This is a genomic window from Flavobacteriales bacterium (assembly GCA_025210295.1).
Lineage (GTDB): Bacteria > Bacteroidota > Bacteroidia > Flavobacteriales_D > Parvicellaceae > S010-51.
Genome location: JAOASC010000048.1, coordinates 88,013 through 109,021, shown reverse-complemented (window position 1 = coordinate 109,021; position 21,009 = coordinate 88,013). Strand labels below are relative to the sequence as shown.

General features: G+C 34.1%; 15 protein-coding genes. 11 read left to right on the top strand and 4 right to left on the bottom strand.

The window, feature by feature from the left end; all coding sequences use genetic code 11:
• Nucleotides 1–108 precede the first annotated feature (108 nt).
• The 11 genes from N4A35_16715 to N4A35_16665 all read left to right on the top strand — a co-directional run bounded on the left by N4A35_16715 (nt 109) and on the right by N4A35_16665 (nt 17,489).
• Entirely contained in the window at nt 109–2,532 is a 2,424-nt protein-coding gene (locus tag N4A35_16715; GenBank protein ID MCT4583055.1) for a hypothetical protein, read from the top strand.
• Nucleotides 2,533–2,541: 9 nt separating this feature from the next.
• Complete coding sequence (locus N4A35_16710) at nt 2,542–6,048, top strand: OmpA family protein (protein MCT4583054.1); 3,507 nt, start codon at nt 2,542–2,544, stop codon at nt 6,046–6,048.
• 125 nt (nt 6,049–6,173) lie between these two features.
• Nucleotides 6,174–7,697: a tetratricopeptide repeat protein gene (locus N4A35_16705; protein MCT4583053.1), complete on the top strand. Its 1,524-nt coding sequence runs from the start codon at nt 6,174–6,176 to the stop codon at nt 7,695–7,697.
• Between the two features lie 62 nt (nt 7,698–7,759).
• Nucleotides 7,760–8,530, top strand: a complete 771-nt coding sequence (locus tag N4A35_16700) for an exonuclease domain-containing protein (protein ID MCT4583052.1) — start codon at nt 7,760–7,762, stop codon at nt 8,528–8,530.
• A 56-nt stretch (nt 8,531–8,586) separates the two neighbouring features.
• Nucleotides 8,587–10,362 carry a hypothetical protein gene (locus tag N4A35_16695; protein MCT4583051.1) on the top strand — a complete coding sequence of 592 codons (1,776 nt, stop codon included), beginning with the start codon at nt 8,587–8,589 and terminating at the stop codon, nt 10,360–10,362.
• Nucleotides 10,363–10,420: 58 nt separating this feature from the next.
• Nucleotides 10,421–11,218, top strand: coding sequence for a hypothetical protein (locus N4A35_16690; GenBank protein MCT4583050.1), 798 nt, complete (start codon nt 10,421–10,423; stop codon nt 11,216–11,218).
• A 95-nt stretch (nt 11,219–11,313) separates the two neighbouring features.
• The gene (locus N4A35_16685; GenBank protein ID MCT4583049.1) at nt 11,314–12,354 is read left to right on the top strand and encodes a cytochrome-c peroxidase; all 1,041 of its coding nucleotides are present in this window, start codon (nt 11,314–11,316) and stop codon (nt 12,352–12,354) included.
• Nucleotides 12,355–12,493: 139 nt separating this feature from the next.
• Entirely contained in the window at nt 12,494–13,825 is a 1,332-nt protein-coding gene (gene rseP, locus N4A35_16680; protein ID MCT4583048.1) for an RIP metalloprotease RseP, read from the top strand.
• A gap of 137 nt (nt 13,826–13,962) precedes the next feature.
• Entirely contained in the window at nt 13,963–15,396 is a 1,434-nt protein-coding gene (locus N4A35_16675; GenBank protein MCT4583047.1) for a hypothetical protein, read from the top strand.
• On the top strand, nt 15,371–15,859 hold the full coding sequence (locus N4A35_16670) for a gliding motility lipoprotein GldH (protein ID MCT4583046.1): 489 nt from the start codon (nt 15,371–15,373) through the stop codon (nt 15,857–15,859). Before N4A35_16675 ends, N4A35_16670 begins: the two co-directional genes overlap by 26 nt.
• Nucleotides 15,860–15,887: 28 nt before the next feature.
• Nucleotides 15,888–17,489, top strand: a complete 1,602-nt coding sequence (locus tag N4A35_16665) for a hypothetical protein (GenBank protein MCT4583045.1) — start codon at nt 15,888–15,890, stop codon at nt 17,487–17,489.
• On the opposite strand, the gene N4A35_16660 is transcribed toward N4A35_16665, so the two are convergent.
• From N4A35_16660 to N4A35_16645, 4 genes are read right to left on the bottom strand one after another with little or no spacing between them, the layout of a single operon-like run.
• Nucleotides 17,486–18,229: a hypothetical protein gene (locus N4A35_16660; GenBank protein MCT4583044.1), complete on the bottom strand. Its 744-nt coding sequence runs from the start codon at nt 18,227–18,229 to the stop codon at nt 17,486–17,488. The genes N4A35_16665 and N4A35_16660 overlap by 4 nt on opposite strands.
• A gap of 10 nt (nt 18,230–18,239) precedes the next feature.
• Complete coding sequence (locus N4A35_16655; protein MCT4583043.1) at nt 18,240–19,163, bottom strand: SPFH domain-containing protein; 924 nt, start codon at nt 19,161–19,163, stop codon at nt 18,240–18,242.
• Between the two features lie 35 nt (nt 19,164–19,198).
• The gene (locus N4A35_16650) at nt 19,199–20,227 is read right to left on the bottom strand and encodes a hypothetical protein (GenBank protein ID MCT4583042.1); all 1,029 of its coding nucleotides are present in this window, start codon (nt 20,225–20,227) and stop codon (nt 19,199–19,201) included.
• A 4-nt stretch (nt 20,228–20,231) separates the two neighbouring features.
• The gene (locus tag N4A35_16645; GenBank protein ID MCT4583041.1) at nt 20,232–20,837 is read right to left on the bottom strand and encodes a hypothetical protein; all 606 of its coding nucleotides are present in this window, start codon (nt 20,835–20,837) and stop codon (nt 20,232–20,234) included.
• Between the last annotated feature and the right edge of the window lie 172 nt (nt 20,838–21,009).

The following is a 21,009-nucleotide window of genomic DNA, read 5'->3' as shown; positions in this document are numbered from 1 at the left end:
TCCAAACCATAACCTCTTGTAATCAAAAAATCAATCTCTAATTTTGAATCTGATTAGAAGTCTGAAACTGAAATTGATTTAGAAGCACAAGACAAAAATTAAAGTATAATGAAAACTTACATTTTAAACATCTTAACACTATTAGCACTATTTTTTGGTGTTATCTCTAATTCTACAGCTCAGGATTTCGATCCAGAAAAACTAGAGAAATCTTTAGAATCAGCAAATTATAAAGAAAAGTTTGAAACAGCCAGTAGGTTGATGTCTGAAAATTTGTATGTATATGCAGCAAAAATATGGACCAATATCATAGAAAGCGGAGAGGGGAATGGAAATGTGAATTATAAGGCAGGGTTGTGTTACTTAAACATCGCGAACGAAAGAGAAAAAGCATTGCCATATTTACAAGATGCAGAAAAAGATATTTCAAAATCATACGATCCTTTTTCTTTTATGGAGAAAAAAGCTCCAGTTGAAACTTACTATTACTTAGGTAAAGCTTATCACATTAACCAACAATTAGATAAAGCTTTGGAAACTTATGCTATTTATCAAAAGACAGCACACAGCAAACATGTGTTGCAACCAGAAGCAGCTTTAGGGGTTGCTCAAGCTCAAATTGCTAAGAAAATGGTTGGGGATCCTAAAAACTTTAAGATAGAGTTAATACAAGATGGTTTAAATTCAAAATATGATGAGTATAGTCCTGTAGTTACATTAGATGAAAGTGCGATGTTCTTTACAACACGTAGATTAAGAAAGGATTCTACAAACCTTGGCTTGTACAGTTATCAAGATGGTAAATATTTTGAAGATGTTTATGTTTCTTACAAAGATTTAAAAACAGGAAAATGGATGGAGCCTGAGATACTAGGCGAAATTAGTAGAGACAGAAAACCTGAAACAAACGAAGCTACAATTAGTGTGTCAGGAGATGGGCAACAATTGTTTATTTACAAAGGATCTGTTGGTAATGGAGATATCTATGTGTCTCAAAGAGAAGGTGATGGATATTCAGTGCCTGTTTCTATGGGGAAAGGAGAAATGCACTCAGATATAAATACCGATAGCTGGGAAACACATGCTACAATATCAGCAGATGGAAGAACATTATATTTTGTAAGTGACCGACCAGGAGGAATGGGAGGAAGAGATATTTATAGAAGTGTTAAATTGCCAACAGGTGAATGGAGTAAAGCATTAAATATTGGAGCTCCAATTAATACACCTTATGATGAGGACGCACCATTCTTCCACCCAGATGGAAAAACACTATACTTTAGTTCTAATGGTAAAAACAGTATGGGAGGGTTTGATATCTTCTATTCAATCAACATAGAAGGAGATAAATGGTCTACTCCATTCAATATAGGATACCCATTAAATTCAGTTAATGATGATATCTTTTTTACAACAACAGCAGATGGGCAAAGAGGATATTTTTCATCAGCTAAGTCTGGAGGTATTGGAGAAAAAGATATTTATACCATTGATTTAAAAAGAAAAGAACAGCCACAAGTTGCCATTTTGAAAGGTTATATCGATGCGGGAACAGAGGGGCAGATTCCTGATGGAATTGTGATTTGGGTAACAGATATTACCGAAGATGGCGATCCAATTGAATATAAGCCTAATAGAAGAAACGGAGCCTATGTGTTTAACTTAACACCTTGTCATGAGTATTTTGTAGAGTATACTAGGGATGAAAAAACATTCTATGAGACAGAAATGAAAGTGCCTTGTGGATCAGGGTACCAAGAAATTAATAAAGTTATTTCTTTAGATGGGGTTGCGTTAGATCAAATTAACAAGCCAAATAATACAGATATTGTAGACGTTGTTGATAAAACAAAAGTTCCTGTAAATGAATTGGAAACAACTAGTAAATTTAAATACCAGTTGTTCGTAAATGATCAACCATATACGAATAAAGGTAGAGTGAATTTCTTAGATGGAGATAAGGTCGTATTTTATCAAGTATTGGATGAGAATGGATTCTTTGCAGACAAAGCATTGCCATCAGGAAATGAGCCTGCTTTTGAAGCTGATTTAAAAGATAATTCTGCTTGTGGAAATTTAATAATTAAAAAGTTAGATGAATCAGGTAAGGTGGTAAGTACTTATACTAAGCCAATACCATGTGTTGAAGATGTTGTAGTACAAAAAGTTTCTTTCCAAAAGTTCTATGGTTATAACGAAAAAGGAATTGGAACAGAAGAGCAAAGATTTAAAGCTTTCGTTAAAGGAGTGGAAGATATTATCGCTAAAAGAGGTTATGCGAATGTAGAAGTAGAAGGAAGTGCATCTACCGTTCCTACAAGAACATTCAAAAACAATAACTTATTGGCAAAGAAAAGAAGTGAAGAAGCAAAAGAAATTTTATTAAAAGTATTGAAAGATAATGGCGTAGACCTGTCAAAGGTTAAATTGTTGTCAGTGAATTCAGTGGTTCAAGGGCCAAAGTATTCAATGGACTTCAAAAAGACAGAAAAGTATGCCAAATTTCAATACATCATGATCAAGGCATTCTAAAAACTAATTATGAAATTATTATCTAACTACAGTTTATTAATTTTAATTTTTGTTATGTTGAGCAGTGGGATATTTGCTCAATCATCAGAAGAAAAAAAAATATTGAAAAAAGCAAGAAAGGAGTTAACGCAGGGGAACTACGAAAATGCAAAACTTGCTTATTCAAACTTAATAAAGTTAGATGGTAAACAATCTTTGTACTATTTTGAGTCAGGGTTAGCGCATTATAACTCATACTACCAAAGAGAAAAAGCTTTGGAGATGTTTAATAATGCGTTAGCTTACTCTAAGAAAGATACCATTTCTGAAATTTTTCTCTATTTGGGGAAAACACACCAGTATTTAAATAATTTTTCTACAGCAATAGAGCATTACAATACCTTTAAAAAGTTTACAAAATTAAATAGAGAAGGTTCTTTTATTTTGTTAGAAGTAGACCATTTAATTGAAATGTGTAATAATGGGGTTGCGCTTCAAGAAACTAAGGCAAACGAACACATTACGGCAGAAAATATTGGAGGTAGAATTAATTCTAGATATGCCGAATATGGTCAGATTGTAAATTCTAAAAGTGATGCTTTGCTATTTACAACAAGAGATCGTGAGAATACAGGAGACCAATTGTATCACGATAATAAAAAATATGAGGACATTTATATCAGTACTAAAAAGGATAGAAAATGGGTCGATAAAGTAAATGTTGATTCAGCGAATCATTTCTTTTCAAGTAAAATTAATACCAAAAAACATGATGGAGTAATTGGATTTTCAGATAACGATGAAAAATTATATATCTATCAAAATAATGGAGTATTAGTCTCTACCAAAAAAGATGGAAAGTATGGAAAGCCAGTTGAGCTAAAGACCGTAAATTCTACAGGAAGAGAGCCAAGTGCGTTTTTAACTAAAGATGGGAAAACTATTTTCTTCTCAAGTTCTCGTAAAGGAGGAAAAGGAGGTTTGGACTTGTATTATGCAACTCAACAAACAGATGGCAGCTGGTCTGAACCTGTTAATATGAGTACTTTAAATACAGCGTTGAACGAAGATGCACCTTATTTGTCTAACGATGGGAAAGAGTTATTCTTTGCCTCTCAAGGACACAACTCGGTTGGTGGATATGATATTTTTAAATCCACTCAAATGGAGAACGGAAAGTGGTCTAAACCAGAAAATGTAGGTCTTACATACAACTCTGGGGGAGATGATATTTACTATATTCAAGACAGTGTAGACAATGTAGGTTACTTTTCTTCAAGTAGAGCGAATGGATATGGTGATGTTGATATTTATAAGTTTTATCCAACTCCTGCAAGAAATGAAATGCAGCTGTTTGCTGGATTAGGTAAACCTGCTTATAAAGTTAAGAACGATGCTGTTTATTTAGATAAAGCTACAGGTGATATTTATGAAAGTAAAGATGGAGTCTGGGCAGTCAAAAAACAAAGAATTGCATCAGGAGCTGGGGTTCCTGTAGAACCTCCAGTAATACCAGCAAATATTTATATTAATACTGATAACGCGAATATTTTTGCTAGACAAGAAGATAATCAATGGAAAGATTATGGAGGCGGAATTGATTACGGGAGTGGTTTACCAGTCAAAGAAGGAAGAAGTGGTGATATCTATGTCGATAAGGAAACAGGAAAAACTTATGTCTATGAATTAGGAAATTGGAAGCCGCAAAAAGGCGATGTAACCATTGGTCGAGGTATTCCTAATGAAATCGCAGATAAAGGTTCTGTATTCGTAAATGTAAGAACAGGGAACACCTACGTTTTTGATGGGAAGAGATGGCAAAATAAAAAAGGAGGATTAGAAGAAGGAGAGGGGACACCTGAAACAGCTGGAAGAAGTGGAGACTTGTACTTAAATTCATTAAATGGAGATATGTATATTAGTGATGGCTCAGCTTGGAAAGTTGTAGATAAAGGGTTGCTAGAAACAAAAGGGCCTCCAAAAGAAATTGCAGCTAAAGGAACAATTTATTACGATAAGTCAGGAGATGATATTTACGTTTCTGATGGACAGAAATGGGTGAAACATGGAGATCAATTTCCAGATGATTGTGATAATATTGCCAATACAGAGATTAGAGGTTTAGCGTATGTTGGAGAATTTAATCAGCCAGTTTTTGTTACAATCAAGGCTTATGATGCAAAAACAGGAATGGAAGTGGGGCAATGGGAGTCAGATCGTAGATCAGGAAAATACTTGATGGTATTGCCGCCTAATAATACTTACTATTTAGAAATTACCAATCCAGATTGGGATTTGAGTAGACCATTTAGAGATACCATAGAGATACCAAAACAATGTGAGGTATACCAATTGTTCCAAGAAGTACACTTTAATGATGTCAATGAGCAAGAACAATTAGTTGCTAAAGAAGCTGTTTTCCAAAATGCAATGTTTGATGTAAAAGCAGAAACAATGCGAACTTTTGGGTTGACTAATTTTGAAGAAGGAATTACAGCTCAAAAAGCTAACGCTAATAAGGGGATTTATGGAAAATTAGTTCATAATGATGTCCTAACAACAGCTGATGTTGAAGTATCTTTGGTAAATGCACAAAATGAAATTGTACAGATTACAAGAACAGATAAAGATGGTGGTTTTAGCTTTAGTCAGCTTGAAGAAACAAGTGGTTATGGACTATTAATCAATGAAAAAGATTTAAAGATGAGCTATTATGGAAACCAGCCTAATAACTCTGAAAATAGTGTGATGGCTAAAGGAATATTATTGGGGAAAACAGTAGAGAGTGGTTCGGTTGTTAGTGAAGAAAAATTAACCGGTATAGAAGCAATGTTAGTCAATGATAAAAAAGAAATGGTTGCAACAGTAGTCTCAAATGAAGAGGGAGAGTTTGTGATAGATAATGTGTCTTCTGAAGATGGAAAAGAAGAACGTACCTTTACTTATCAAGTGAAATTAACTGACGAAGATGAATTGTATTCAGATTATTTAAGTACAATAGATACCAGTGAAAATGAGTTTTATACCATTGTTAGAGACTTATTGAATATTGAAGAAGCAGCAGTAGTGGCTGTAACTGAGGCAGAAACAGAAACTGAGACAGAAACAGAAACGTCAAAAGAGAAGACTGATGTAGCAGAAGTTAGTACGACTAATTTTGAATTGAACCCAATATACTTCGATTTTGATGAGTTCTTCTTAAGGTTAAATTCTAAAGATGTATTAGATAAAATTTATGACTACATGTCGTCTCATCCAGATTTCTCATTAGAGATTGTTGGGCATACCGATTGGATCGGAACAGAAGATTATAACATGCAACTTTCTAAGAAAAGAGCACTAAGTGCGTTTAATTATTTGAAAAAGAAAGGGATAAGTGAGAATGATCTAGTTATTAAATGGTATGGAGAATCTCAACCTAAGGTTCCTAATGCAAACCCAGATGGATCAGATAATGAAGAAAATAGACAGTTAAACAGAAGATGTGAGTTTAGCTTTCAATCTAATGAAACAGCCTACACAATAACGATTATGTAGTGTTTTTATTGAAAAAATTGTATATTTAAAACCTCTAGCTTCGCCTAGGGGTTTTTTTGTAAATAAAATTTTGGTATCTTAATTGCAATAAACCATTTATTATTTACCCATAAAAACAGAGCATTGTGAAAAAAGAAATACTATATATCGTCTTCATTGTTTTTTCTAGTTTTTCTATGATTCGTGGTCAGGTAGACCCACGTTTAGCTGATGACTTGTTTAAAACAACGAATTATTTAGATGCGATTCCGCAATATAAAAAGCTGTTGAAAGTTGATCCGACCAATGGGAAGTATCTGTTTAATCTTGCGCTTTGTTATTTGAGAACAGAGATCGATAGGAGTAGAGCAGTGCATTACTTAGAAAAATTGGGGAAGTTAAAGAAGAAAGATAAAGAATATTATTATTACCTAGCGCAAGCATATACCCATCGTTATGAATACGATAAGTCAATTGCTGCATTGAAAGAATATAAAAAGTCACCAGGTGAATTTGGGGATAAGGTAGAAAGTTTAATTTTTGGATATGAATTAGCTAAGGAGTTGTACGAAAATCCAATCCCAGTAAAATTTGAAAATATGGGAGAGAAAATTAATTCAGAATATCCAGATTATTTTCCATTTGTATCTAAAGATGAAAAGATTTTAGTGTTTACCTCGCGTCGAAAAGAAAGTAAAGGAGGAAAAGAGTTTGATGGATATTACCCTTCAGATATTTTTATGACTAAGTTTAATGGGTTTAGTTTCTCACCAGCTAAGCCTGTGACATCATTAAATACAAGTTATGATGAGCAATGTGTTAGTCTTTCTGATGATGGTCAACACATGTTTATTTATTTCGATAATATTGAAGATGCAGGAGATATTTATGAGTCTAAAAAGAGTGGAGCCAACTATGCTCGTAAAAAGAAAATAAAAGAAGGGGTAAATACAAAGGCTGTTGAAACAGCTTCATCTTTATCTGCTGATGGAAATACGTTGCTTTTTGCAAGTAATAAGCCAGGTGGTAAAGGAGGGTTAGATCTGTTTATGACCAGGAAATTACCAGATGGGTCTTGGGCAGAATCTCAACCAATAAACTCATTAAATACAGACGGGAATGAAGATTTTCCTTTCTTATCTAAAGATGGTAAAACGCTTTATTTTGCCTCTAACGGATATCCTGGTCTTGGAGGGTATGATGTTTATAAAACCGAATGGGATCCCAAAACTAATCGTTGGAAGTCTCCACAAAATTTAGGGTATCCTTTAAACTCCTCATACGATGATAAAGTCATCCAATTTTCAGACGATATGAAACATGCTTACCTTACTGCTGTTAGACCAGAGGGGTATGGAGATAGAGATATTTATCGTGTTACATTAGAAGAGGTTGAAAAAAAACCTGCATTGTTTATCTTTAATGTGAAAGATGCAACGTCTAGCGCAGCAATTAAAGATGGTTTTATCATAATTTTTGATAAAAATGATGAAATTGTAGGAGAATACAAAGCAAGCCCAAATGGAAGCTTTACAGTGATTTTAGAACCAGGAGTTTATTCGCTTGAAATAGAAGCAGCAGGATATCAATTAGGAACACAAACACTTAAAGTTTCTGAATTTGATAGCGACAAAGGGATGAATATGAAAACATTTACCTTGAGTAAATAAGGGAAAGAATAACCTTGCTAATTTCCTAAAAAAATAGACCTTTGTTGTAAATATTAAAACGAATGAATTTACAACTTCAAAAACCAATTGTTTTTTTCGATTTAGAGGCAACTGGGTTGAATATAGCACAAGATAGAATTGTAGAAATCGGTATTGTAAAGGTTTATCCAAGTGGCGAAAAAGAAACTTACGTCAAAAAAATAAACCCAACAATTCCTATTCCCCTTGAAGTTTCTGAAATACACGGAATTTATGATGTTGATGTGATTAATGCACCAACATTTAAAGAAATAGGGCAAGAACTAATTGACTTTATCGCAAATGCTGATTTGGCAGGGTACAACTCCAATCGATTTGATATACCATTGCTGTTGGAAGAGTTTTACAGAGCTGGATTTGAGTTTGAAATGAAGAATAGAAAAACAGTTGATGTTCAAAATGTTTTTTATAAAATGGAACAAAGAACATTATCTGCTGCTTACAAATTTTATTGCGAAAAAGAAATCGAGAATGCCCATTCAGCTGAAGCTGATATCTTAGCTACAGTAGAAGTTTTAGAAGCACAACTGGAGCGTTATTCTGAACTAGAAAATAATGTAGATTTTTTAAGTGAATTTACTCAAATGGGCAATAAAACGTTAGATTTTGCACAACGTATTGCTTTAGATGAACAGAATAACCCTATTGTTAATTTTGGGAAACATAAAGGTAAGTTAGTAACAGAGGTGTTTAAACAAGAGCCAGGGTACTATGGTTGGCTAATGAATGCTGATTTTTCCTATGAAACAAAAAAGCATTTTACAACAATTTGGAAGTCGTTAAAGTCTCAATAAGGTGAAAAGGAATGGGATTTGTAACCTTATCTTTAAAATACAGTTATACAACTCATATGAAATTAGTAAGTTTAATAGCATTTTTGGTTATTCACCTGTTGGTCATTAATTTTTATGCCCAAACAGATAAAGATTTTACTAAAGGAGGACTAGAACGTACATTAGTCACTACTTTTTGGGATAGAGATAGTACGATGCTAAGAAGTCGAGGACATTATAATGTGAGTGGTTTTTCGGGAGTAGGTCAAAAAACAGGGCGATGGACTTATTGGTATAAAAATGGGGCGGTAGAAGAATCATCAATTTATGTCAATGGAAAATACCATGGTAAAGTAACTCAGTTGTATCCCAATGAGAAAATAAAACATGTAGGTTACTTTAAGTTTGGAATTCAAGACAGTGTTTTTACAAGTTATTACGAGAACGGACAAGTTCAAGAAAAAGGAGCGTTTGCCCAATTGCCCGATAGTATTTTACTGCAACCATATAAATATTGGGGACAGTTAGCGTATATAGAACCAGAGAAAATAGGTCAATGGAAATATTTTCATGCAGATGGTAGACCTAAAATGACATTGGAGTATAAAAAAAATGATGCAAGAGAGTATTTATTAAGCTATTGGGATAAAGAGGGAAAACAAACCGTAATTGGAGGAAACGGAAGTATAAAAGAAGTGTATACCTCAAAAAGGCCAAAAGTTGAAAAGAACTACAAAAATGGATTGTTAAATGGGAAGTATGTAGAATGGAATGCCAATGGAACTGTTAGGCTAGAGGGAGCGTATGTCAATGGGTTAAAAGATGGAGAATGGAAAATGTGGAACTTTGTGTCACATACATTGTATCAAATTACGACCTATAAAGAGGGAGAGAAAGATGGCGTATTTAAAGAATATAATCCCAATGAAGTACTGGTAATTGATGGAATCTATAAAGAAGGGGAAAAACATGGAGTATGGAGTTATTATTTTAACGATGGAAACAAAGATATGATAGGCCCTTTTCAAGATGGAGAACAACATGGGCATTGGGATTATTGGTATCCTAATGGGCAATTGTACTACAAAGGAGATTATGAGAATGGAAAAAAAACAGGCGAGTGGAATTTCTTTTATAATAATGGAGAGCCATGGAAAACTGGGACTTATGAAAATGATTTTAAGGAAGGTTTGTGGACTTCGTGGTTTGAAAACGGCCAAGAAGCTTTTGAGGGGAAGTATACCTTAGGACTAGAGCAAGGAGTTTGGACTTCGTGGTATGAAAATGGAATCATGAAAGATCGAGGTTCTTATGATAAAGGTAAGATGACTGCTACTTGGACAGGGTGGTATCCTAATGATAAAAAAAGGTACGAGGGGAGCTACAAAGAGGATATGAAAGATGGAAAGTGGTTGTTTTGGACCGATAAAGGAGTGTTGAAAGATGAAGGGGTATATGCCGCTCTAAAAAAGCCAAAGAAAAAGAATACGATTGTAATTGCCAATTCAAGTCCTGCCGTACAAAGTTATAAACATGGGAAATGGTTGTCTTATGATCCTCAAGGTGGAGCTTTAGCTAGTGAAGGTGTATATAGCTATGGAAAGCAAAATGGAGTTTGGAAGTTTTATTATCCAGGGGGAAAGATTGTTGCTACAGAAAATAGCTTTAAAGATGGAAAGCTAGATGGAGTTTCGAAAACTTATACAAGAAGAGGTAAAAATCAAACAGAAATTGGCTACAAAGAGGGAAAAAAGCATGGGGAAATGAAAGTCTATGATTCAAAAGGCCGTAAGCTCATCGCTCACAAACTATATAAAAACGGAAGCCTTAAAAAGAACCTTTTAGAGTATTAAGTCAAAAGGTAGGAGCGTACCAATTGAACTTTATTGAATTAGCATAATAAATTATTTTATGATGTTAGTTAAGGTATTGCTCTCGATTTTGATTCCATTCAACCTTTATTCATGTTCCGATTTTTATAATAGTCCACAATTCGTTGGTAAAAATCAAGCAGGTATATTAAGTCTTCAGCAAAGAGGAGTAATCGACTCGACGGCATCTGGATTAGTATTTAGTACAGAGTCTACTTATTCAAGAGCAAAGCGTAAAGCCGTTCAAATTAGAGACAGCTTAAAAGCAGTTTATCTAGGAATAAAAGACTCAGTGGCTAAAGAACAATTTTTAGACACTGTTTCAGAGATTTTTAGCCAAGTCTTATTAAATAACATTGTTCCGCATTGGTATGGAACCAAATGGGGTTTTGAGGGGCATACTGCTGTGCCTCAACAAGGGAGTATTGCGTGTGGTTACTTTGTGTCTACAACGTTAAAACATATGGGAATAAAACTAAATCGTTATTGGCTAGCACAACAGGGCCCCTATAATGAAGCCAAAAGCCTAGCAATAGATACAACTTTAGTCGTTGCAATAGAACGTGATACTCAACCAATAAAATGGTCGTTTTTCTTAGATTTCTCAGATGGATTGTATTTTGTTGGTTTAGACGCGCATGTGGGGTATTTATATGTAAAGGAGGGAAATGCTTTTTTCTTGCATTCGAATTATCTAGAAAATCGAGTCATGTTGGAGCCAATTCAAGATGCAGAAGCTTTTATTAGTTATAGCTATTATCTTACAAAAATAACAGGAAACAGTGCTTTAGCACTCGATTGGTTGTTGAATAAAGAAGTGGAGGTTTATAAGAAATAACGTTATAAAAAATATTTATAGTATTATAAAAACTATCTATTTGATTGATTGCTTTGTCTGTCATAATTTTGTCATGTAAGAAAAAATAAAAACAGATGAAAAAGATAATTTTAATACTAGGAGTAGCTTTAGGTTTGGTGAGTTGTGGAGAAGAAAGTGCTATTACAGCTGTCAGCCCTCATTTAGCCTATGATTTGTCAGCAAGAAAATATACCGAAAATTTTGAGGAGCTTCCTACTCAGTCAATCAATACAGAAAATAAAAGAACAACGAATAAAGTTGAATTAGGTCATCATTTGTATTTTGATACAAGGTTGTCTTTGGAGGGGAATAACAGTTGTAATTCATGTCATAATCTAGCAACCTATGGTGTCGATAATAAGGCTACATCAACTGGTGATGCAGGGGGGAATGGAGATCGAAATTCTCCAACAGTCTTAAATGCAGCACTTCATGCCAGTCAGTTTTGGGATGGTAGAGCTAAAGATGTGGAAGAACAAGCGGGGATGCCAATATTGAACCCTGTTGAGATGGCGATTCCTAATGAGGAGTTTTTAGTTACTCGATTAAAAGGAATTCCAGCCTATGTTAAAGCCTTTGAAGCAGCATATCCAAAAGAGGAAGAAGCGTTGACCTATCAAAACCTTCAAAAGGCAATAGGAGTGTTTGAGAGAGAGCTCATTACTCCCTCTCGTTTTGATGAGTTCTTGGCAGGAAATGACAGTGCATTATCTTTACAGGAAAAGAAAGGGTTTATTTCTTTTAACTTAGTAGGATGTGTTTCTTGTCATTCAGGGGCTGTTTTAGGTGGGCAGCAGTTGCAAAAGTTTGGATTGTTTGAAGAGTATGTTTCCCTAACTGGGAGTGAGCATGTAGATTATGGAAAGTACCAAAGTTCAGGTGAAGAAAAAGATAAGTTTATCTTTAAAGTTCCGTCTCTTAGAAATATTGAAAAGACAGCTCCTTACTTTCATGATGGTAGCGTTGATCAATTAGAAGATGCAGTCCAAATAATGGCAAGAACACAATTAGGGAAAACATTATCTTCTTCGGAAATCGAAAATATAACAGCTTTTTTAAACTCGTTAACTGGTGAGGTTCCAGCAAAATATAAGCAAGCACCTAAAATGTATTAAAAAGCGAGCAAAATAATTATAAAGCCGTTGTTTGATCTTGTCAACAACGGCTTTTTTATGAATTAAAAAAACTTAACAAATTATCTAATGGATTAAAGTTATATTTGCTCTTCTTTTTTGTGAAGAGTAAGTTTAGAATATGGATTTTTGGATAAAAGCAGCTCAATTAATATTGAGCTTATCAATATTAGTAATATTACATGAGCTAGGACATTTTATACCTGCTCGCCTATTTAAAATAAAGGTTGAAAAGTTTTATTTATTTTTTGATGCAGGTTTTTCTCTGTTTAAGTTTAAAAAGGGAGATACAGAATACGGAATAGGTTGGTTACCACTTGGAGGTTATGTAAAAATAGCGGGAATGATAGATGAGAGTATGGATACAGATCACTTATCGAAACCAGCCGAAGATTGGGAGTTTCGCTCAAAGCCTGCCTGGCAAAGGTTAATTGTAATGTCTGGAGGTGTAGTTGTTAATTTTATTTTGGCTATTGTCCTCTATGCGATGTTATTGTTTGTTTGGGGGGAAGATTATATTGCAAACGATGACTTAACACATGGGATGACGGTTCATGAAGAATTTGAACAATATGGATTTAGAGATGGGGATAAAATTTTAAAGGTTGATGGAGAAGCGCTGTTATCTGTGCTAGATGTCAATAAACATTTGTTTCTTAGAGGAGCTAGAGTGTTAGAGGTAGAACATGAAAATGGAAATGTAGAAACGATTGTTTTACCCGAGAATACCGATCAAATGATGTTTCAAAAAGATATACAAATGCCTTTTATGCCTCGTTACCGTAGTGCAATAGCTATTGTTGTGGATAGTCTTCCAGCTGCAAAAGCAGGTCTTAAACAAGGAGATGAGATTGTGGCGATAAATGATACTCCGATCAATTATTGGAGTGACATTCGTAAAAACCTAAAGGATAAAAAAAATGAAGAAGTAGCTATTAAGGTTAAAAGAGGAGCGCAAATAGAGTTGTTAACGATACAACCTGATTCTTTAGGGAGGATAGGAGTTTTGCCAACAGATGTACTCGATAAATTTCAAGTACATAATAAAAATTATACCCTCATGGAAAGTCTTTCAGGAGGGGTAAGTCAAGCTTACTGGACTTTGAAAGATTATATCGCTCAATTTAAGTTTGTTTTTACAAAGAAAGGTTCTACTGCTGTAGGAGGTTTTGCCTCAGTAGGAAGGCTGTTTCCAGCAGAATGGCATTGGGATGCTTTTTGGAGTATAACAGCCTTTTTATCAATAATGTTGGCTTTTCTTAATTTGTTACCTATACCAATGTTGGATGGAGGGCATATTGTCTTTTTGACTTATGAAATGATTGCAGGAAGACCACCAAGTGAGAAGTTTTTAATGAATGCTCAAATGGTGGGCTTGGTAATTGTGTTGGGGCTGTTTCTGTATTCGAATGGATTGGATATTTTGAAAGTCCTAGGAATAATTGCAGAATAAATGTTTAACTTAGCAAATCATCTCAGGTTGAAGAGATGATGTTTAAATGTATGATTGTTTTGTAATAAAAACAATGACGTTATTTTACTGAAACTATTAATTTTAAATAGCTTTAGTATAAAAGAGAGATAATAATCATGGGATGTAGTTCATGTTCAAATAATAAAACGGCAGATGGAGTGCCAAATGGATGTAAAAGCAATGGAAATTGCTCATCTGGAGGCTGTGAAAGAATGTCGGTGTTTAATTGGTTGGCTGATTTGCCAGCGCCAAATGGGAAAAAGGGGTTCGATGTTGTAGAAGTAAGCTTTAAGAATGGAAGAAAAGGCTTCTATAGAAATGATAAATCTTTTTTGCTATACAAAGGAGACTCTGTGGTTGTTGAAGGAGCTCCAGGAGTAGATGTAGGAGTGGTTATGACCACAGGTGAGTTGGTGCGCCACCAAATGAAACGTAAAAAAGAAAAAACTCAATATAGAGAACTAAAAAAGATTTATCGAAAACCTACCGAACAAGATCTTAGTGCTTGGAAAGAAGCAAGAGGAAGAGAATACGAAACAATGCACGAAACAAGAGAAATGGCCATCAAGCTAGGTCTCGAGATGAAAATTAGTGACGTAGAGTATCAAGCTGATGGTAAGAAAGCAACATTTTTCTATACAGCCGATCAACGTGTAGACTTTAGAGAGTTGATAAAAGTAATCGCCGATCGCTTTAAAGTAAGAGTAGAAATGAAGCAAATCGGAGCAAGGCAAGAAGCAGGTCGTTTAGGTGGGATCGGTTCTTGTGGTAGAGAGTTGTGTTGTTCTACTTGGTTAACTGATTTTAGAACGGTTTCTACGAGTGCAGCTCGTTATCAACAGCTGTCTTTAAATCCTCAGAAGTTAGCAGGTCAGTGCGGAAAGTTAAAGTGTTGCTTAAATTTTGAGCTAGATCAATATGCAGATGCTTTAAAAATGTTTCCTGATACCCGTAAACAAATTAAAACGAAAAATGGTAATGCAGTTCATATAAAAACAGATGTTTTTAGAAGAATGATGTGGTACTTGGTTCAAACTGAAAAAGGACAAAATAATATCGTGCCATTAGAGGTTGATCGTGTAACTGAATTGTTAGAACTGAATAAAAAAGGAACAATTCCAAAAGACTTAAAAAGCTTTGCTGTAGTTGAAGCTGTTGAAGTAGAACCAGCTTATGAAAATGTGGTCGGACAAGATGATTTGACACGTTTTGATAAGCAGTTTGCTAAGAAAAAGAGAAATAATAGAAACACTAAAAATAGAAATAACAAGCGTAGGGCAGAGGCTGGGAATAAAAATCAAAATTCTAAAGACAGACAAGATAAGCCCAAGGCCAATAACTCAAACAGAAAACCAAAAGCGAATAACTCAAATAAGTCAAGGAATAATAATAAACCTAAAGGAGGTAATCCTAGAAAAGAAGGTGGGCAAGCTCAAAATGGAGCAAAGAAAAATGCTAGACCTAATAACAGGAATCGTAAACCAAACCAGAATAGAAATAATAACAAACCTAAAGGAAATGCAAATGCTTCAGGAGATAAAAAAAGTTAATGTATTTCTATTAGCTGTACTCTCTGTTTTGTCACATTCTTGTGGAGAATCAGGGGTGCTGTTTAATCAGAGTAAAACGATCCAGCATTCAACATGGGGAGAGGCAGATACTTTGCATTTCGAATTTGAGATTCAGGATACGATTAATTATTATGATTTTTCTGTTTTGGTAAGAAATACCGAAAACTATCAATGGAGTAATATTTATTTATTTTCTGACTTAACCTTCCCAAATGGAAAAACACGTAGAGATACATTGGAGGTGCAGTTAGCAGATGAATACGGCTATTGGTTAGGAAAAAACTCAGGAACTATTATTACTACCACATCAACTTTTATGCAGCATCGAAAATTCCCTGTAAGTGGGAGTTATAAAGTGTCTTTAACGCATGGAATGCGTAAGCCTATTTTAGAGGAAGTTACTGATGTAGGGCTTAAGTTGAAAAAGTGGGAAGAGAAGTGATTGTATTTTTGTTGAATTTATAGAAAAGATGAAAAAGATATTATTAGGTTTAATTTTAATTCTTTCGTTAATGGATTTAGGGGCTCAAGGCCACTTTACATCTAGTTTCGGTGAGCTGTCAGAGACAAAAAGCTTTATGTTAGGACGGGTACTGTCTGCGTCTGACTGCTTCTATACAGTACGTCCTTATTCTCTTAGTGTTGTTCAACCTAAAAAAGTTATTGTTAACAAGTATGACCTGCAAGGTTCGTTAATTTTTTTTAAAGAATTAAGTCTTCCCAAATTAGAAGGCAAGGATACTTATTATTTTGGAACTGAAATTATAGAAAAAAAACTAAATATATTCGCATACAGTTATGAAAAGAAAAGTAAGGCCTTAAAAATTATCGCTTTTATTGTAAGTGATGATGGAGGGATAAGTGAAAAAGACAGTAAATTGATAACTACTTTTAATGGGCTCTATAAGTTTATGGGGGAAATAACATTTCAGTGCAAATATGCTGTTTCAGATGACAAATCAAAAATTGTGTTTTATAGGACAAACTTTTCTACAAAAAAGGTTTATGCAAAAAACTTTCCATCTCCTAAGTTTGAATATGCGGTTACAGATAATAAACTTAATCAATTGTGGAAAAAAGAGTCTGTATTTCCAATTCAATCAGGACTTATGAAAGTTAAAAAATGTGTATTGCCAAATAATGGGAATAGTTTGCATTTTATTATTACTCAATATGGAGGTGTTGATCAAGGTTACTCTATGGAAGAACGATTTAGCTTATTTTCTTGTTATAAAGGAAAGTCTAAATCAAAAATATTAGATTTAAATTTTCCTAACAATAATAAGATACACGAAGTTGAACTATATACAGAACATGATGATCTATTATTTTTTGGAACAACCTCTAATTCATCAGGTATAGGGATTGTAGATTCTTACAATAGTATTCTTAAAGTCAGATTTTTCTTTTTTCTTAGGGTTAACCAGTTTACTCATGATGTTGAGAATAAAGAAGCAGAAGAAGTATCTAAAGATGTTATAGTACAAAATTTAGGGCAAAAAAGATATGAAAATGGATTTGGTATTCATGATTTTAATATAACAAATGTTTTTACTAGCAATACAAAAGATTGTTACTATGTGGTAGGTCAAATTTTATCAGCTTGCGTAAGACCTCATACATATAGTAGTTATGACTATGCTTGTGAGAAACATACAGGTGGTATGTATGGGGACGTAAATTCTATGCATAATATAATTGTAATTAAGTTGTCAAAAGAAGGTAAAATATTGTGGGATAGAACAATAGAGAAGCATCAGTCCAGTTTTTCAATTTTAAGTGATTTGGTAAATCAAGAATTTTATTTTGTTTTTAACGAAAATGAAAAAAATAATGGAAAAACAATTAAACAAGCAAAAGAAACGACAAATAATCCAGACTCTAAAGTTTACTCTGTTAAATTAGACGCTGAAGGTAACATAGATAAACGATATTTAATGCCTATTGTTGGTGTAGATGAAGTGAAAATTAGACATAAGCCATTGTCGTATTTCCAAAAAGAAGACAATCTGTATATTATGGGTGCTAAAGGGAAAAAACGAAAATGGGCTAAGTTGACATTAAATGATTAAAATGCAATTCCGATTTTAAATCCAAATGTTATTAATGGAAGCAGAGTTGAAACATCATTTTGTATGTAGGTATATGTTTGCGGGTAAGTGTCAATTTCAGAAAAGAATTGTTCTCTGCTTTTTCTTAAACCTGCAGCTACATTAGCATTCCAAAAAAAATGTTTATCTGAATAGTAAATATACCCTAACTCAACTTTAAAATCAGTTATTGATCTGTTATTAACATTATATTCATCAGTAAAATCATAATCGTCTTTGTAACTTCCATTAAGACGTTTGTATGCTTTTGCTTTATATTCTGCAATGCTAATTACTGGAGAGATATATGTTCCATAAAATGAAGTTTTTAAGTATCTTTTTATTCCAAAAGAATACATATAGCCAAGGGTGGCTCTATGGGATGCTTCACCGTCTAAAAAGTCATAGCTATATTCATAAATAGATTCTGCATTAGACATGTTGTAAATTAAATCTTCTTTCGTATATCCTGCAGAAAAGTTAATGGCTAAATATTTTGTTATAAGTCTATCATAAGATATTTTCCTTTCTCCCCATGTTATGCCTAGTAGGTCATATGAAAAAACATTTTTAAAAGGTTTAGGTACTCTATTGACTAAGAATACTTCGGTTGTGTCACTATTTTCAGAAAAAAGAGATTTTCTTACTATGGTGTCTGTTTGAGAAAAGGTAATAAGGTTGTAAATGAATATTAAACTAATAGTTATGTTAAATCGTTTCATTTTTTTATTTTTAATCATCGTCATCAGAAGCTTCTTGTAGCTTTTTTCCAATCAAGGTTCCCTCTACTATTTGTTGTTGGAAGTCTTTCATTGCACTTGGCGAATGAGGGACCAAAATAGAGGTGTTTTTCCCATTTTGACCGATGTTGTTTAAGGTGTCAAAATACTGTGTTAACAATACAAATTGCATGACTTCCTCGTGAGTAATGTTTTTCAATGTCTTTTGGAAGTCTTCTACAGAATCTTTAAATCCTCTTACTATTTCTAATCGTTGTTGAGCAATACCTTCCCCAGATAAACGTTTAGATTCAGCATCAGCCTCAGCCGCTTTGACAACTCTAATTTTTTGAGCTTCAGCTTCCTCAATAGCTGCTTCTTTTTCTCTCTTAGCAGCATTAATCTTATTCATCGATTCTTTTACGTTTGCATCAGGATCAATATCTGTAATAAGTGCTTTTACAATGATGTATCCATATTCATGCATTGAGTCAGAAAGATTTTTTCTAACCGCATCAGCAATATCATCTTTTTTAGCAAATACATCATCTAATTCCATTTTAGGAACTTCCGCTCGAACATCATCAAAGATGTAAGAAGAAATTTGATGGCGTGGATTGTCTAGAGAATAGTAGGCATCCCAAAGTTTATCTTGCATTACTTGGTATTGGACAGAAACCCTAAGGTGAACAAAAACATCATCTTGGGTCTTGGTTTCAATATCAACATCTAATTGCTGAATTCGCATGTTAAGAATTCCAACTTTAGAATCGATAAAGGGAATAATGATTCCAAAACCAGCTCCAGCCATTCGGTTAAACTTACCTAATCGTTGAATGACGTAAAAGGTCTTTTCATCGACAATGATGACTGCCTTGTAAATAAGTAGGGCTAGGATGAGGATCCCAACTCCGTAGGAGGTGTATAACTCTTGCATAATTTAAGTTTTAACAGTAAATGTAACGAAAATTATTATTTTCTCCATGGACTGTCACCAAAAGAAAGTCCAACATTAAAACCAAAGTAAGTTGCTCCGCTAGTATTACTGCTGCCTGATTTATGATCCATTGTTTTGTTGGCGTTATATCCAAAGCCAGAGGAGGTAAAAGTTGGGGTTATTCCAGCAACGAGACCTACTGTTGCTGCAATACCTGTATTTCGCATTCCTATGCTGTGTGATACACCAATTCTAAAACCAACTCTAGTTTCCTTTAAGTCGGAGATGTTTGAGGTAACATCTGTATAGGTGTATGCTGTCTCACCATCAGGTTGCTTGATCTCATCTTGTCGGTATATGTTGTATTTATTGGCCAAAGCGTAAGTTAAATAAGTGTAAAACGTTGTTGTTCGAAAGTAGGAGAACCGTTCACCGTCGCTAATCACTTGATAGCTTCTCGATTTGAATATGCTTGCACCAACTTGTAGGCTTGATGCTAGTATAGGTCCACCAACGTAATAGTTGGAGAGAGTATCTCTTTCAGAGTAAAGGGCATTAGTGGCAAGTTTTCCAAAACCTCCATCAACTCTATAGGCTGTGTTTTTAATAACAGGTAATTCAATTTTATAAATAACATTGCCAGATTCATAATCGCCAGAACTAGCGTAATCGTAGCCTACAGGAATCATTTTGTTCTCTTTTGATATTTTGTTGGCAAAAGTATAATGTCCCATTAAGCTAAAATCATAAGTTTTGGTAGAGAAGTCATATCTTCCCGACATTTCATTCATGTCGTCAGTATAGTCTGAAATAAAGTGACCATCAAAGCTTAGGATTTCATTAACTCTAAATCGAGGTTCTATTTTGTAACCGAATACTACTCTTGGCATAGAAGTAATGGTAAAAGGGCTAAAGCCTACCTCGAATTTTGGTAGACGATATGGATCATCAAAATATTGTATTTCTTTTTCTTCACCATTGGTGAATTTTGCTAAAATCGTCTCTTGTCCAGTTAAAGTGCTTCCGATAACAAGAAAGAAGAGTGGTAAAAAATAGTGTTTCATCTTCTTAAAATTTGACATTAAAACTTAAACCTAAAAGGCTTGTGCTAGATCCAATAGCACAACTATAAGTAGCTGGTTGTTTTCTTATGGTACTTGATTTCGATAATTCGTCATTATAGGCTTTTGCAGACTTTTTTAAAGTGTTCAAGCCTTTCGTTTTAAAGATCGTTCCAACAGCTGCGCCCCCAACAGCTAAAGCGATTCCCGAAATGGTTAGAGGGTTTAAAAAAGAAGGTTTGTTGCTTTGTGTACTTGATTCAGGTTCAATAAATGAACCAACAAAAGTCATCGTTATCCCAGTATAAACCGCTCCTGTACCAATTAGTCCTATTTTAAATTGTTTTTTTGATTGTGTTAAGTATTGATTGGAAGATTCATATTTTGATAAATAATCACTAACTCCAGGAAGACCTGGGCGTTTTGCGATTTTCCATTTTTCACCTTCAAAACGCCAGGTTATTGATGTCTTGCTAGTGTTAGATGTTGTTCTCTCAGTCGCGTCTCGTCGCTCTGAATTTGTTGTTTTTGTTCCGACTTCAATCTTTTTAGAGTTTTGAGCAAATAAGGCTGTTGTAGCCATTAGTGAAAAAAGTAAAGTTTTTAATTTCATTGTTGGTATAATATGATTTAATGCAACAAAGTTCGCTATTGTAGTTTTCTGGAGGGTGAGAGCTGTGTTTTTATTGTATGAACGGTAGTTTTAGATGTTGTTTTGTGCTTTTTTTATAAATAAAAAGGCCTTTAGCTATTAAGCTAAAGGCCTTGGTATAAAAAGTATGGTT